Consider the following 14,005-nt stretch of genomic DNA (forward strand, 5'->3'; position numbering starts at 1 on the left):
ATCGCTCGTTTAACAGATACCCCATAGCCGGAAGCACTGCCCATGTCCTCAGCTACCTCCCTGGCCACTACTCTGGCCAACGGCCTGCGCACTCTGGTCGGTGCCGGCACGACCAAACCCAAGGGCTACCGAGTGATCGATGTCGAGCTCAAGGAGCGCATCCATCTCAGCCCCTCCCTGGCGCGCCTGGTGTTCACCGGCGACGATATCGCCAGCAGCCGAACCCTGGCACCAGACCAGCGCATCAAGCTGTTCTTCCCTAGCGCCGACGGCACGCTGCCCAACCTGCCGAAACAAGGGGACTGGCATGCAGAGCGTCGCACAATGTCGCAAGCCCAGCGCCCGCCCATGCGCACATACACCATTCGTGCACTGCGAACTCATGCCTGCGAAATGGAGGTGGACTTCGTCATGCACGGTGTAACCGGCCCGGCGTCGGCCTGGGCTACCCACGCCCGCCCCGGCGATCGCCTGCAAATGGTAGTACCCAACCTGGCCTTCTCCGGCGATCCCGGCGGGTATGAGTGGCGCCCTCCGGCAGGTACCCGAAGTGTCCTCCTGATCGGCGATGAAACCGCCTTGCCCGCGCTGGCCGGCATCCTCGAACAACTGTCACTGCAAGCCAGCGGATTACAGGTGCAGGCCTTTATCGAGGTGCCGGAAGAGGCGGATTGCCTGCCCCTGCATCTGCATCCCTCGATCCAATTGAGCTGGCTCCCCAGAGACGTGCTGCAGTGCGGACACGGCGAAGGCATGATTCACGCAGCCAGGGAGTTGTCTCAATTGCCACAGGCCCAGATCGACAGCGCTCGCGTCAAACCGCTCAAGAGTGTGGATATCGAACAGCAGATCCTGTGGGAAACCGCCGCGCCTCCTGGCAACACCGATTTTTATGCCTGGATAGCCGGCGAATCGGCGGCAGTCATGAACATCCGCCGCTACCTGATCAGCGAGCGAGGCCTGGACCGCCGCTCCCTGACCTTAATGGGCTACTGGCGTCTGGGCCGGGCCCTGGACTGACACAGGTCCCTGCGCGCGATAAATTTCCAGCCACAGGCTTCGTTCTCTGTTCAGGCTCAAACACAACCCGAGGGAACGCCGTGGACCTGCAGAGCATCCTGTCAAAGCTGTTCGCCAACGCCGACTCGGTCGGTATAGAAGGTGTATTTCAATTCATCTTTGCCCCGAACCTGGCGTTCTGGTCCGAAATCCGCGGCAGCACTCACACCGCACCCGGCTTGCACGCCAAGCCCGATGTGACCATCAATGTCGCGGAAAAGGATTTTCTGGGAATCATGGGCGGCGCCGCCAATGTCGAAGAGCTGTTTGCCAGTGGACGCCTGAAAATCGGTGGCAACATGGGCCTCGCGACCCTGCTGCCGCAAATCATCGAGCGCGCGCGCCGAGGCGGTACAGCCCCAAAAGTCGATATGAACCAGCGCTACCCGACACCACCACGCATCAGCGAACGTGTGTCGGCAGCACAGCCGACACTGCACAGCGTCGAACGCATCGACCGCGAGCAATTTTCACTGGAGCGGTTCCGCGCCCACTACCTACCCGAAGGCATTCCCCTGGTGATCAGCAATGCCCTGAATGACTGGCCATTGTTCAACATGGGCCGCGAAGAATCCCTGGTGCACTTCGCCGAGTTGCAGGGCATTACCCGCCACGGCGACTACGTGAAAAAGACCTTTTCCACCGACCGCGACTTCCGCTCCACCTCCATGGCCGACTTCATCGCGTCCCTCGATGCCCCGGCCCAAAAGGGGCCCAACGGCGAACCGCCGGCCTATATGGGCAACAACATTTTGCCGGCGCAATTGATGGAGCAGATCAGCTACCCGCCCTATTTCGACCGCGCGCTGTTCATTGCGCCACGGATCTGGATCGGCCCCAAAGGCACCCTGACGCCCCTGCACCGTGACGACACCGACAACCTGTTCGCCCAGGTCTGGGGGCAGAAGTCGTTTATTCTCGCTGCGCCCCACCATCGTCCCGCCTTGGGCACCTGGTCCACGGCGCCCAAAGGCGGGCTCGACGGCTGTGACTTCAATCCGGATGCGCCGGACTACCAACGCTTCCCCCAGGCCCGTGACGTGACGTTCCTGCGGGTGACCCTGGAGGCCGGCGACCTGCTGTTTCTGCCGGAAGGCTGGTTCCACCAGGTGGAGTCGGTCTCCACCTCGCTCTCGGTGAATTTCTGGGTCAATTCGGGACGCGGCTGGTAACCGGTGCCGGCACTGGCCCCTGGGTCAGTGCCGGAGGCGCTTGAGTGCAGGAGCAACCCGCAGGGGAAAAGCGTCCGCTCAGACGCTCAATGCAACCTTTTGCCCATGCCGCCGATGATGCACCTCCAGGTAATCCTTGATTGCCCGCAGCACCTTGGCTTCGTGTTCATGGATAAAGAAGTGCCCGCCGGCCAGCATGTCCACCGAGAAGCTGCCGTGGGTTTCCTTGCTCCAGCCGATCAGTTGCTCGGTGGTGGCGCGGTCGGCCTTGCCGCCCAGTACATGCACCGGGCAACTGAGCAGCGGGCGATTGGCCGGCTGGAAACGCCCGCAGAGCAGAAAGTCGGCCCGCAGGATGGGCAACGTCACGCTCATCAGTTCTTCATTGCCCAGCACTTCTTCACTGGTGCCCTGCAGGGAGCGCAACTGCTCGATCAGTTGCGCGTCGGTCTTGGGCTCGGAGAACCCGCGGTCGTACTCCGAGCGCATGCTCGGGGCCGCGGTGCCGGAGGCGAACAGGGCCACCGGTTCCGGCCCGCCCAGGGCACGCAGGGCGTGGGCCATTTCACAGGCGAGCAAGGCGCCCAGGCTGTGGCCGAACAGTGCATAGGGCGCTTTCAGGCTGGGCAGCAGTTCGCTGGCCAGTTGCCGCGCCAGTGCGCGCATGTCGGTCTGCAACGGCTCGCCGAAACGCGCACCGCGCCCCGGCAATTCCACCGGCTGCAGTTTCAGCCACTGCGGCAGCTTGCGCCGCCAGCGGCTGTAGACCATGGCGCTGGCGCCGGAATAGGGCAGGCACAGCAGTGTCAGTTGGGTCACTGCACTTACCTCAATCAGTTATGTGTAAAGAGAACGGATTGAGGTCACCGCAAATTAGTCCGGCTGTGGTGCCCCGCGGCTCAGGCGGCGACAGCTCTGCACCGCCGTCCACAACACCACCGCCCCGGCGCCCAGGGCCACCCAGAAACCGCTGCGCGCGCCATAGTGGTCGGCGAGCCAGCCGGAGCTGGCGGCCCCGATGGCCACGCCGATGCTCAGGCCGGTGACCAGCCAGGTCAGGCCCTCGGTGAGTTTGGCCGGGGGCACGATGTTCTCCACCAGGGCCATGGCCACGATCAGGGTCGGAGCGAAGAACAGACCGGCGACAAATACCGCCAGGGATAGCCCGGGAATATTGCTCACGATCAGCAGCGGCAAGGTGGTGACGGCGGTGGCGATGCCGCCGTACATAAACAGGCGGGGCAAGGGCAAGGTCGGCTTCCAGGCGCCGAAGGCAATGCCGGCCAGGCATGAACCGATGGCGTACACCGAAAGCACGATGCTCGCCGCCGCCGGCTGGCCCTGCTGCTGGGCAAAGGCCACGCTGACCACGTCCACCACCCCGGCAGTGGTGCCCATGGCGACCATCAACAGCACCAGCAGGCGCAGTTCCACCGAGCGAATGATCGAACCTTGCTGCGGACCGGTATGGGGGTGCACCGCCGGTTCCGTGGCGCGTTGCAACACCAGCGCGGTGACGCCGACGGCCAGGGCCAGCAGCGCCACCAGCGGCCCGGCCTCGGGGAATACCGCCACGCACAGCCCTACCGACAACGGCGGGCCGACGATAAAGCACAGTTCATCGAGCACCGATTCCAGGGCATAGGCGGTCTGCAACAGCGGCTGGCCACGGTACAGCTCGGTCCAGCGCGCCCGGACCATGGCCGACATGCTCGGCATGCAGCCGGCCAGGGCGGCAAACAGGAACAGGGTCCAGGTCGGCGCCTGCAAGCGGGTGCACAGCAACAGGGCCAGCAACGCCCCGCCACCGACGCCGGCGGCGATCGGCAGGATCCGGCCCTGGCCAAAGCGGTCGACCATGCGTGACACCTGGGGCGCACAAAACGCCGTGGCCAGGGCGAAGGTAGCGGCCACCGCGCCGGCCAGGCCGTAACCGCCCTTGAGCTGGGAGAGCATGGTGATGATGCCGATACCGGTCATGGAGATCGGCATGCGGGCGATCATCCCGGCGATGACAAAGGCGCGAGAGCCCGGGGCGTGGAACAGCTCGCGGTAAGGATTAACCATGGACTTTCAACCTCGGCAGGGGCGTGCAACTTGCCATAAACAGCAGCTGCAGTAAAAATACATACGGTGCGTATGTGAGAAATAATGCGAACATACGCGGCGTATGTCAAACCCCATTGCCCAGATGAGTAGCCGCCATGAGCCCCCGCCCCCGCGCTGAAATGATCGAAGCCACCCGTGCCAAGCTGCTGGCCAGCGCGCGCCAGGCCTTTGGCCGCCTGGGTTACGCCCAGACCTCGATGGACGACCTGACCGCCGAAGCCGGCCTGACCCGGGGTGCCCTGTACCACCATTTCGGCGATAAAAAAGGCTTGCTGGCGGCGGTGGTGGCGCAGATCGACGCCGAGATGGACCAGCGCCTGGAGGCGATTTCCAGCACGGTGGCCGACCCCTGGCAGGCGTTCTGCGAGCGCTGTCATGCCTACCTGCACATGGCCCTGGAGCCTGAAATCCAGCGCATCCTGTTGCAGGATGCCCGGGCGGTGCTGGCCGACAGCGCCCAGGCCGGCGAAGAACAGTGCATCGAGTCCCTCGGCGCCCTGCTCCAGCAATTGATAGACGCCCGCGTGGTGGAGCCCGTCGCGCCCCTGGCCCTGGCGCGCCTGATCAACGGCAGCCTGGTGGAAGCTGCGCTGTGGATCGCCAATGCCGCGCACCCGGCACAAAAGCTCGAGCAAAGCCTGGGTGGCCTGAACCTGTTGCTGCGCGGGTTGCGGCGCAGCGATGCAGCGGCAGCAACCGCTGCCGGAGCCTGAACCTGAAACCCGTGAGCGCCTGAACACGCCACGGATTTATCGCGCCTGCTGAACTCCCGGCCACCTTCACCAGTCAGCTAATCACGCTCCCTGAGTTAAGGATTGCCCCATGCAGCTCTCCCTCGATGGACAAGTGGCCCTGGTCACCGGCGCCAGTTCCGGTATCGGTGCGGCGGCCGCCACAGCGCTGGCGGCCGCCGGAGCCAGCGTCGTGCTGAACTACAACAGCCAGCCCGAGCCCGCGCAAAAGCTCGCCGCCGATATCAACGCCTGCGGTGGCCGGGCCGTGGCCATTGGCGCCGATGTGTCAAAGGAGGACGAGGTCGAGCACCTGTTCGCCAAGACCCTCGAAGCCTTTGGCTTTCTCGATATCCTGGTGGCCAATTCCGGCCTGCAACGGGACGCGCTGGTGACCGAAATGACCCTCGACGACTGGAACCAGGTGATCGGGGTCAACCTCACCGGGCAGTTTCTGTGTGCCCGCGAGGCGCTGCGGATTTTCCAGCGCCAGGGCATACGTGCCGGGGTGTCCAGGGCGGCGGGCAAGATTATCCACATGAGCTCGGTGCACCAGGTGATTCCCTGGGCCGGCCATGTGAATTACGCCGCCTCCAAGGGCGGGGTGGAGATGCTGATGCGCAGCCTGGCCCAGGAGGTCAGCGAACAGCGGATCCGGGTCAACGGCATTGCCCCCGGAGCGATCCGCACCGCCATCAACCGCACGGCCACCGAGGGCGAGGCCGGGCAGGAACTGCTGAAGCTGATCCCCTACGGGCGCATCGGCGAGGCCCAGGATGTGGCGAATGCGGTGGTGTGGCTGGCGTCCGATGCTTCCGACTATGTCGTGGGCAGCACCCTGTTTATCGATGGCGGCATGAGCCTCTATCCCGGCTTTTATGAAGAAGGGCGTGGCAATGGCTGAGTCTCATACAGAACGGCAGCATCCAGAACGCCAAAGCCCGATCGACGCCCACGGCATCATCGGCGATATGCGCAGCGCGGCCCTGGTCAACGACAAGGGCAGCGTGGATTTCTTCTGCTGGCCGGAGTTCGACAGCCCGTCGATCTTCTGCTCGCTGCTCGACTCCCCCGCTGCCGGAATCTTCCAGTTGGCCCCGGACCTGGCCGACGCCCGGCGCGAGCAGATCTACCTGCCGGACACCAACATTCTGCAAACCCGCTGGCTGAGCGAGCGGGCGGTGGTGGAAGTCACCGACCTGCTGCCGGTGGGCGACAGCGAAGATGATCTGCCTTTGCTGATTCGCCGGGTGCGGGTGGTCAGCGGCCAGGCCACCGTGCGCATGCGCTGTGCGGTGCGCCACGACTACGCCCGGGCCAAGACCCGGGCCCGGGTCGACGCCGACGCGGTGTGTTTCGAGGCCGACGGCCAGCCCGGCCTGCGCCTGGTCGCCAGCCAGGCACTGCGCCTGGAGGGCGACAGCGCGGTGGCCGAGTGGGTGCTGGAGCAGGACCAGAGCGCCGAGTTCATCCTCGGCGGCATCGACGACCCACGGGTCGCAGTGGGCACCAGTGACCTGTGCCTGCAACGCACCCAAAAGTTCTGGCGCGACTGGATCGGCCAATCCAACTACCGCGGGCGCTGGCGCGAGATGGTCCACCGCTCGGCCCTGGCGCTCAAGCTGCTGACCTCGCGCAAGCACGGGGCGATCCTTGCGGCCGCCACCTTCGGCCTGCCGGAAACCCCCGGCGGCGAGCGCAACTGGGATTACCGCTACACCTGGATCCGCGACGCCTCATTCACCGTCTACGCCTTTATCCGCCTGGGTTTCGTCGCCGAGGCCAATGCTTATATGGGCTGGTTGCGCGGGCGGGTCAGCGACTGCCATGGCCAGCCGATGAAGCTCAATATCCTGTACGGCATCGACGGCCAGCAGGAGTTGCCCGAGACCGAGCTCAAGCACCTGGCCGGCCACGGCAATGCGCAGCCGGTGCGCATCGGCAACCAGGCTTACGAACAGATCCAGCTGGATATCTTCGGCGAGCTGATGGACGCGGTGTACCTGGTCAACAAGTACGGCGAAGCCATTTCCCACCAGGGCTGGAAGCACGCGGTCCAAGTTGTGGATCAGGTCTGCGACACCTGGCAGGGCCAGGATGTGGGGATCTGGGAAATGCGCGGCGAGCAGCATCACTTCCTGCATTCGCGGCTGATGTGCTGGGTGGCCCTGGACCGCGCCATCCGCCTGGCTTCGAAGCGTTCCCTGCCGGCGCCCTTTGCGCGCTGGGACCAGACGCGGCAGGCGATCTACGACGATATCTGGAGCAACTTCTGGAACGAGGAACGTGGGCATTTCGTCCAGCACATCGGCAGCACCGCCCTGGACGGCTCGATGCTGCTGATGCCCCTGGTGCGGTTTGTCAGCGCCAAGGACCCGCGCTGGCTGTCGACCCTGGAAGCCATCGAGAAGTCCCTGGTGCGTGACGGCATGGTCTACCGCTACCGCAACGACGACAGCCAGATCGACGGCCTGGCCGGCAGCGAGGGCGCGTTTGCCGCCTGCTCGTTCTGGTACGTCGAATGCCTGGCCCGCGCCGGCCAGCTCGACAAGGCGCACCTGGAGTTCGAGCAACTGCTGCGCTACGCCAACCCGCTGGGGCTGTACGCCGAAGAGTTCGACAGCCATGGCCGGCACCTGGGCAATACGCCCCAGGCCCTGACTCACCTGGCGCTGATCAGTGCCGCAAGTTTTCTTGATCGCAAGCTGGGGGGTGAAAAGAGCGTGTGGCAGCCTTGATCGTCGCGGGCTGATCTGGCGAGCGCAGCTCCGCGCGCCACGGGCTGAGCGCCAGGTCGACGGTGGGCACACCTGTGCCCCTTCCGAACACTGTCGCCTACCGCAAAGGCCATCATATTGATATTATGCGTGGCTTTTTTACGGCCTTGTCCACAAGGCCTGCGGTCGGTCCCTCCCTGGAAATGGAATCCCTATGTATTTTGCCCGCTCCCTGGCCCTGGCAGCCCTTGTGCTGTCCACCTCCGCCTGCACGGTCTTCGTTCGCTCAGCCCCGGTCTCCCACAGCAAGGCCGACCCTGTCCCTCAGGACCGCCTGCTCGCCTACCAAGCGCCTGCCGCCGGCCTGGTCAAGGTCGTGGTCACCCGCGACGAAGGCATGAACAGCCTGGGGTGCTACGTGGGTGTGCAGGCCAACAGCACACTCATCGGCCGCTTCGCCGCCGAAGAAACCGCCACCTTCTACCTGCCGGCAGGCGTGGTGGACATGACCGTGATCCAGGACCCGCAGGGCAGTGGCCTGTGCGGCAAGGGCTTTGCGCCAGGGGTGACGACCTCCCATCTGCTGCGCGCCGACAAGCCGTATTACATGCGCATCAGTACCGGCAACTATCGCCGGCCACGGGTGCTGGAAACCACTGACTGAGTCGGTGCCGTATCGTCTGAACACCCTCGCGGTGTGAATCTGCCCGCCTTCCCGCTTGCAGATTCGCGCCGCTTGTTTAACCTGCTGCACACCGACAGGGGCGCCCCCAGGCGTTCTGCAACCTTGCAGCAAGGACCGTGGTTTTGGATGTAAAGATCGATATCAACCCGTACTTTTCGGCCAGTCGAAAAATGCTGTTTCTGGCGGCCCATACCGAAGGCACCGCCGAGTGCCTGGGGATTCACGAACAGGCCGACCTGGTGTTCAAGCGCTGCGCCGAGTTCCAGCTCGAACTGCTGCAGACCCTGGAACATGTGTTGAAGCTGGGGCTGATCCGCCCCGCCATGGCCACCCTGCGCACGGCCCTCGACCTGGCCACGCGTTTTGCCTGGCTGGCGGATGATTTCGAGAACCGCCTCGAGCGTTTTTCCAAGGGCCAATGCCCGGGCGTGCAGAAGATGATGTCCGCCGCCAACCTGGGCTGGACCGGTGAATATGAGAAGTCCTATGCGCCGCTGTCGGATTTCGTGCACGGCAGCTTTACCCTGTCCGACTTCAACAAGGTGGAAAAGGACTGCACCGATGAGGTGCCGTATTCGCCCTTGGGCGACTATTTCATCGTGCACACCGATCAAGGCATGCACGCGCGGCTGGTTGAAAACCTCACGCCCAGGGAACTCATCGATCTGCACGGTGGCTATATCACGCTGAAGGCGTTCGACATTGCCCTGGCCATGCTGATGCGCGCCTCCGGCCCCTACTGCGACGCGTTCAACTGGTGGCCGGGGCGCGAGGCGATGGAGGCCTACGACGGCTTGGTGCGCCAGTACGACGAGCATTCGAATTTTCTCTGGCTGACTGAAAAACAGCGCCTGACCATATACCGGGTCGAAGGCCGATACCGCTAGGCAGCCCCCCGTTTCCACACCACCCGAGGTGCCCATGGATCAGGTGTTATTGATCGTCGATGTACAGCCCTCTTTCAACCCGCCGCAGTGGCTGGTCAGCGGTATCGAACAGTTGCTGGGGCGCATGCCCTCGGTGGCCACGGTCGAACGCCACGATGAAAGCCGCACGCCCTTTGCCCGGCAACTGGGCTGGCAGCCGGCGCCCGATGACGAAAGCCTGGTGGCCGCCGACAAGGTGTTTATCAAGCACGGCTATGCGCCGACCGCCGAGACCCTGCACTACCTGCACAGCCTGGCGCCGCAGCGGGTGCTGGTGTGCGGGATCCAGACCGATACCTGCGTATTGGCCGCCGGCTTCGCGCTGTTCGATGCCGGCCTGCAACCGACCCTGATCACTGACCTGACCCTGGGCTCGTCCCTGGACCGCAGCGGGCAGCTGGGGATACGGCTCTGGCAGCACCACTTCAAGCACCTGATCACCCGCGCCGAGCTGCTGCAACCGCACGCCTAGGCCGGCACCGTCGTCGTCAACCCCGGAGGCCTAATGGCACTCGACCTGCACCTTGAAGCCGACAGTCGCTTGAACCACGCCCTGCTGCGGCGAATCCTCGAAGGCTTCGCGGGGGCCGAGGTGCAGCCACAAGCGGATGGGCTATGGGCGGCCCTGCCATCCGGGATGCACATTGAAAGCAGCGCGGCCGGCACCGATCAGCAGCTGTACGCCGAGGACCGCAGGGGCTGCGAGTTTGCCGTGGCCTTGCGCGCCTATTTGCGCATCCAGGGCCCGGAGCATCCCGAGCACTCGGCGATGGAAGAATTGCGGCGCCTGGCCTGGCACATCAGCGAGCAGTGCGACAGTTGCTTCATCCTGTCCTTTCAGTACGAGTCGACGCTGTACTGGCGCGACGCCGACGGTTTGCATGAAGCCTGAAGGCCTTGCTCAGCGCGGGTTCCAGCAGGCCTTGTAGCGCGAGCAGACGTCGTATTGCACGTCCATCTGGGCCATGCGCTTAAGGTGCCTCTGTACGGCAACCACGGTTTCGACCCTGACCATGTCGAAGTACAGCAGGGTGATGTCCATGTCGCTGCCCAGGACTTTCTTGAACACCGGGGTGGCTTCCATGTCCGGCGCGGTGGCCAGGGTCTCGAGCTGGCTGTCGCTGGCCTTGACCAGCTGCGTGCGGTACAGGCGTTTGTACTCGGTGAGCGACTTGACTTTGACCTCGGCCATCTCCAGTTTGAACTGCTCCAGGTTGTCGCGGTACAGCGCCCAGTAGGCGTCCGGCAGCAGGAAGCCCATCAGTTGCTTACGCTCGGCAATCAGCTCGTCGACGCTGGGCAGGGGCTTGGCCGGGGGGGCCTGTTTAAGGGAATCGAGGGTGCGGACCATGCCCGACTTGGCGACGATCTGCCCGATCAATTGCGTGCGGTGCGGGGTGTCCGGCAGCGGCTGGGGCTGGCCGGCGCATCCGGCGAGCAGCACCAGCAGCAGGACGGTGAAAGGTTGCAACAGTGACGCACGTGACATCGATCTTCCCTGGTTGTGGCGCCACGCCGGGCCGGCGCGGCAACGTCGGCGATTCTAACCGTCCGCCGAGGACAATGGCAGCTTGGCGGGACGGCCCCTGCCCAGTGGCCAGGAGCCCATCGACGCCACGCAGGCCCGCTAAAAATCGTTACACTCCCCGCCTCGACGCCTCCCGACAGGACATGGAATGTTGCCCCCCTCTTCTTCGCCGCAGCCCGGCCTGCGTCGCGCCCTGGTGCTCTGGTTGTATGCCGCGGCGCTGGTCCACCTGATGGCCGGCGTGCTGCTGACCTGGGCCGGCAACAGCGGACTCTTTACCGATTACCTGCAAAGCATCGAACAGCTGTTCTGGGGCCAGGCCGCACCGCCTGCCGCGCGGGCGCAGCAGGTCTGGTGGCTGGCGCTGTTCGGCGCCACCCTGCAAAGCTACGCGCTGTACCTGCTGGCCCTGGTGCGCCTGGGTGACCGCCTGCACCACGCCAACGCCTGGGCCTGGTTGATGGCCGGGATCCTGCTCTGGGCGCCCCAGGACATCTGGGTCTCGATCCAGGTGCAGATGGGGTCGCACCTGGCCTTCGACAGCGTGGCCCTGCTGACGTTATTGCCGCCGCTGCTGTGGTTGTTTGTCCATGACCGCCGCCACCCCGGGGCCGCCCCGCGTGCCTGAAGGAACCCTGATGGAAAAGCCCCTGCTGTACCTGCTGGCCGGCAATGGCAGCGCCGCCGATTGGTGGGACGACGCCGTGCCGCACTTTGCCCGCTACCGGGTGCACGCCCTGGAGCTGCCAGGTTTTGGCGACAACCCGCAACCGCCCTGCACCGACCTGTCAGCCTACGCCGAGGCGTTGCTGGCGCTGACTGAGCCTGGGCAGGCGATCATGGCGGTCGGGGTCAATGCGCTGATTGTGCTGCACGCCCTGGCGCGCCGTCCGGGGCACTTCGCGCGCAGTGTGCTGCTGGCGCCGGTGGGGGCGTTTCTCTGGCAACGGCGGTTGCCGGCGCTGATGGCGCCCCTGCCGATTCGCAGCCTGATCCATCAGGCCCTGAGCCGCAGGCCCGCGTGGTTCGCCCACAAGTTTTCAGCCCAACCCTGGAGCCCGGCGCAGTACCGCCGCATGGGCCAGGGCTACGCCCGCTGCCGGGCCTTTGTGCCGTTGTGGGAGCAACTGCGGGCCGACACCGCGCTGCCGTTGCTGGAGTGGATCAAGGACCCGGTGGAGTTGGTGTGGGGCGATCAGGACCGGATGCTGGGCATTGCCCAGGCCGCGGCCTGGTCGGCGATCCTGGCCCGGGCCGACTTGCGTATCAGCCTCAAGCCGGGCTGGGGCCATTACCCGTGGATCGATGCCCCGGCCGAGTTCGCCGCCTGGCTGGAAGGCGCCGAGCCGGGGTTTGTCGCCCACACCAAGGGCGGCCGCCTGCGCCTGGCCGAGCTGGCCGGACAAGCGGTGCCCAGCGCCCTGTCCCTGGACAGCAGCGACGACCCGCGCCTGCCCGCGCTGCTCGCCAGCCAGCCCGACGCCACGTGGGCGGTGCGCTCCTCAAGCTATGGCGAAGACCAGGCCGACGCCGCCAATGCCGGCCTCAGCACCACCTACCTGCGTGAGCCGGCCAGCACAGTGCCGGCGCGCATCGATGCGCTGCGGGCGGCCGGTGTCGAGGAAGTGGTGGTGCAGCGTTTTATCACCCCGACCCTGTCGGGCATCGCCTTTGTCAGGCACCTGGGGGTGGAGCTGGAGTGGGTTGAAGGCCATCTGGAGGCCTTGGCTGACGGCCAGTCCAGCCCTGAACGGGCGGTCCTGTCGCGGCTCGGAGCCGCCTGGGCCAGCGGTCAGTTCCCGACCGCCCATGGCTTGAGCAGCGAAATGCTCTGGGACTTTTTGCAGGGCGTGCTGAAAACCTTCCACTACGTGCCCGGCGATGTCGAATGGGCCTGGGACGGCGCGCAACTGTGGCTCCTGCAATACCGGCCGATCAGTGATTACGGCTGGCGCCGGCACCTGACCGCCGCCAATATCGCCGAGATCCTGCCGCCCCAGCCCAGCCGCTTTGTGGAGTACGGGCAACGGCGAGCGGCGGCGAGCATTCCGGCAGTCATGGCGCGCTGGGATTCGCGGATCCTCGAAGACAATGAGCCGTTCACCGCCGTGTTTGGCGGCGCGTCCTACATCAACAATGATCTGTTCCTCGCACGCCTGGCCGACTGGGGCGTGTCCTCGGCCAGCTATGCCGGCGAGGTCGGCGGCGCCACCCCGCACCTGCCGTGGCGCCCGGCGCGCTTGCTGCGCTCGCTGCCGCTGTTCTGGCGCATGCAACGCATCGCCCGGGGCCAGCTGCTGCACCTGGAAAGCGGCCTGCGCCGCTTCGACCAGGAACTGCACGAACTGCACGCGGCCGGCGCCGATGGCCAGCAACTGGCGGATTGGTTCAGCCGTTTTTATGTGTTTGTGGTCCAGGGCAACCTCTGCATCGCCACGGCCCTGGCCAGCAGCGGCGGCGATCTGCTGGGGCGCCCGCCCACCGCCTACGGCAACCTGGAGCACAGCCCGCACCGCCTGCCCTGGGAAACCGACCCCGGCACCCCGCGCCCTGCCTGCAGCGACCTGCCGTTGCAGGCGCTGCCGGCCTGGCCAAGGGCAGTCGGGATGGCCCATCGCCTGGGGCTGCCGGGGATGCGCGGGTACTACCTGCAAGTTCGCGAGTGGTACCGCGACAACCTGATGCGGATCTTTTTCCGCCTGCACCACGCCATGCCCGAGGCCGAGCGTGACCACTGGTTTGCGCCCCACGCCGAGGTCCGCAGCCGCGACGGCAGCTTCTGGCAGGACGGCCGCGAAGGCAGCGAACAGGCCAGCGGCTTCATGATTTACCCGGGGCAGGTGCAAGGGGTGCTCGGCGTCGACATCCTGCTCGAAGACACCCTGGACCCTGGGCGCCACGCGCATTATCAAGCGGCACGCGCGGTGATCGCGCGCATGGGCGGACGCCTGTCCCACGGCTCGACCTTGCTGCGCGAACTGCGCAAACCCTCGGCGGTGCTACCCCAGGTCGACCCGGCCTGGGTCGGCCGTGAAGTGCTGTACCGCGACGGCGAGTTGAGCCTGGTGCAGGGCTGAA

General features: G+C 65.5%; 14 protein-coding genes. 11 read left to right on the top strand and 3 right to left on the bottom strand.

Annotated elements, in window-relative coordinates; genetic code table 11:
* Positions 1-42 precede the first annotated feature (42 nt).
* Complete coding sequence (locus JFU57_RS30415) at positions 43-1,020, top strand: siderophore-interacting protein (protein ID WP_201131815.1); 978 nt, start codon at positions 43-45, stop codon at positions 1,018-1,020.
* Between the two features lie 80 nt (positions 1,021-1,100).
* Positions 1,101-2,231: a cupin-like domain-containing protein gene (locus tag JFU57_RS30420; protein ID WP_201131816.1), complete on the top strand. Its 1,131-nt coding sequence runs from the start codon at positions 1,101-1,103 to the stop codon at positions 2,229-2,231.
* Positions 2,232-2,309: 78 nt separating this feature from the next.
* On the opposite strand, the gene JFU57_RS30425 is transcribed toward JFU57_RS30420, so the two are convergent.
* On the bottom strand, positions 2,310-3,050 hold the full coding sequence (locus JFU57_RS30425; RefSeq protein WP_201131817.1) for an alpha/beta fold hydrolase: 741 nt from the start codon (positions 3,048-3,050) through the stop codon (positions 2,310-2,312).
* Positions 3,051-3,104: 54 nt separating this feature from the next.
* A complete protein-coding gene (locus JFU57_RS30430; protein ID WP_078473841.1) occupies positions 3,105-4,298 on the bottom strand; it encodes an MFS transporter in 1,194 nt (397 codons plus the stop codon).
* A gap of 137 nt (positions 4,299-4,435) precedes the next feature.
* Between JFU57_RS30430 and JFU57_RS30435 the strand changes: the two genes are divergently transcribed.
* From JFU57_RS30435 to JFU57_RS30465, 7 genes are all read left to right on the top strand, one after another.
* Positions 4,436-5,053 carry a TetR/AcrR family transcriptional regulator gene (locus JFU57_RS30435; protein WP_201131818.1) on the top strand — a complete coding sequence of 206 codons (618 nt, stop codon included), beginning with the start codon at positions 4,436-4,438 and terminating at the stop codon, positions 5,051-5,053.
* 109 nt (positions 5,054-5,162) lie between these two features.
* Positions 5,163-5,975 carry a glucose 1-dehydrogenase gene (locus tag JFU57_RS30440; RefSeq protein WP_078473843.1) on the top strand — a complete coding sequence of 271 codons (813 nt, stop codon included), beginning with the start codon at positions 5,163-5,165 and terminating at the stop codon, positions 5,973-5,975.
* Positions 5,968-7,809: a glycoside hydrolase family 15 protein gene (locus JFU57_RS30445; protein ID WP_201131819.1), complete on the top strand. Its 1,842-nt coding sequence runs from the start codon at positions 5,968-5,970 to the stop codon at positions 7,807-7,809. Before JFU57_RS30440 ends, JFU57_RS30445 begins: the two co-directional genes overlap by 8 nt.
* A 193-nt stretch (positions 7,810-8,002) precedes the next feature.
* Positions 8,003-8,452, top strand: a complete 450-nt coding sequence (locus tag JFU57_RS30450; protein ID WP_078473845.1) for a hypothetical protein — start codon at positions 8,003-8,005, stop codon at positions 8,450-8,452.
* A gap of 143 nt (positions 8,453-8,595) precedes the next feature.
* Complete coding sequence (locus JFU57_RS30455; RefSeq protein WP_201131820.1) at positions 8,596-9,360, top strand: hypothetical protein; 765 nt, start codon at positions 8,596-8,598, stop codon at positions 9,358-9,360.
* 34 nt (positions 9,361-9,394) lie between these two features.
* The gene (locus tag JFU57_RS30460) at positions 9,395-9,871 is read left to right on the top strand and encodes a cysteine hydrolase family protein (RefSeq protein ID WP_078473847.1); all 477 of its coding nucleotides are present in this window, start codon (positions 9,395-9,397) and stop codon (positions 9,869-9,871) included.
* A gap of 33 nt (positions 9,872-9,904) precedes the next feature.
* On the top strand, positions 9,905-10,291 hold the full coding sequence (locus JFU57_RS30465) for a hypothetical protein (protein ID WP_078473848.1): 387 nt from the start codon (positions 9,905-9,907) through the stop codon (positions 10,289-10,291).
* A gap of 9 nt (positions 10,292-10,300) precedes the next feature.
* Here the strand turns inward: JFU57_RS30465 and JFU57_RS30470 are convergent, their stop codons facing one another.
* A complete protein-coding gene (locus tag JFU57_RS30470; protein ID WP_078473849.1) occupies positions 10,301-10,888 on the bottom strand; it encodes a hypothetical protein in 588 nt (195 codons plus the stop codon).
* Positions 10,889-11,075: 187 nt separating this feature from the next.
* On the opposite strand from JFU57_RS30470, the gene JFU57_RS30475 reads away from it, so the two are divergent.
* Positions 11,076-11,555: a hypothetical protein gene (locus JFU57_RS30475; RefSeq protein WP_201131821.1), complete on the top strand. Its 480-nt coding sequence runs from the start codon at positions 11,076-11,078 to the stop codon at positions 11,553-11,555.
* 10 nt (positions 11,556-11,565) lie between these two features.
* Positions 11,566-14,004: an alpha/beta fold hydrolase gene (locus tag JFU57_RS30480; RefSeq protein ID WP_201131822.1), complete on the top strand. Its 2,439-nt coding sequence runs from the start codon at positions 11,566-11,568 to the stop codon at positions 14,002-14,004.
* The last annotated feature ends 1 nt before the right edge of the window (position 14,005 follow it).

The sequence above is a fragment of the Pseudomonas sp. TH07 genome, assembly GCF_016651285.1.
Taxonomy (GTDB): domain Bacteria; phylum Pseudomonadota; class Gammaproteobacteria; order Pseudomonadales; family Pseudomonadaceae; genus Aquipseudomonas.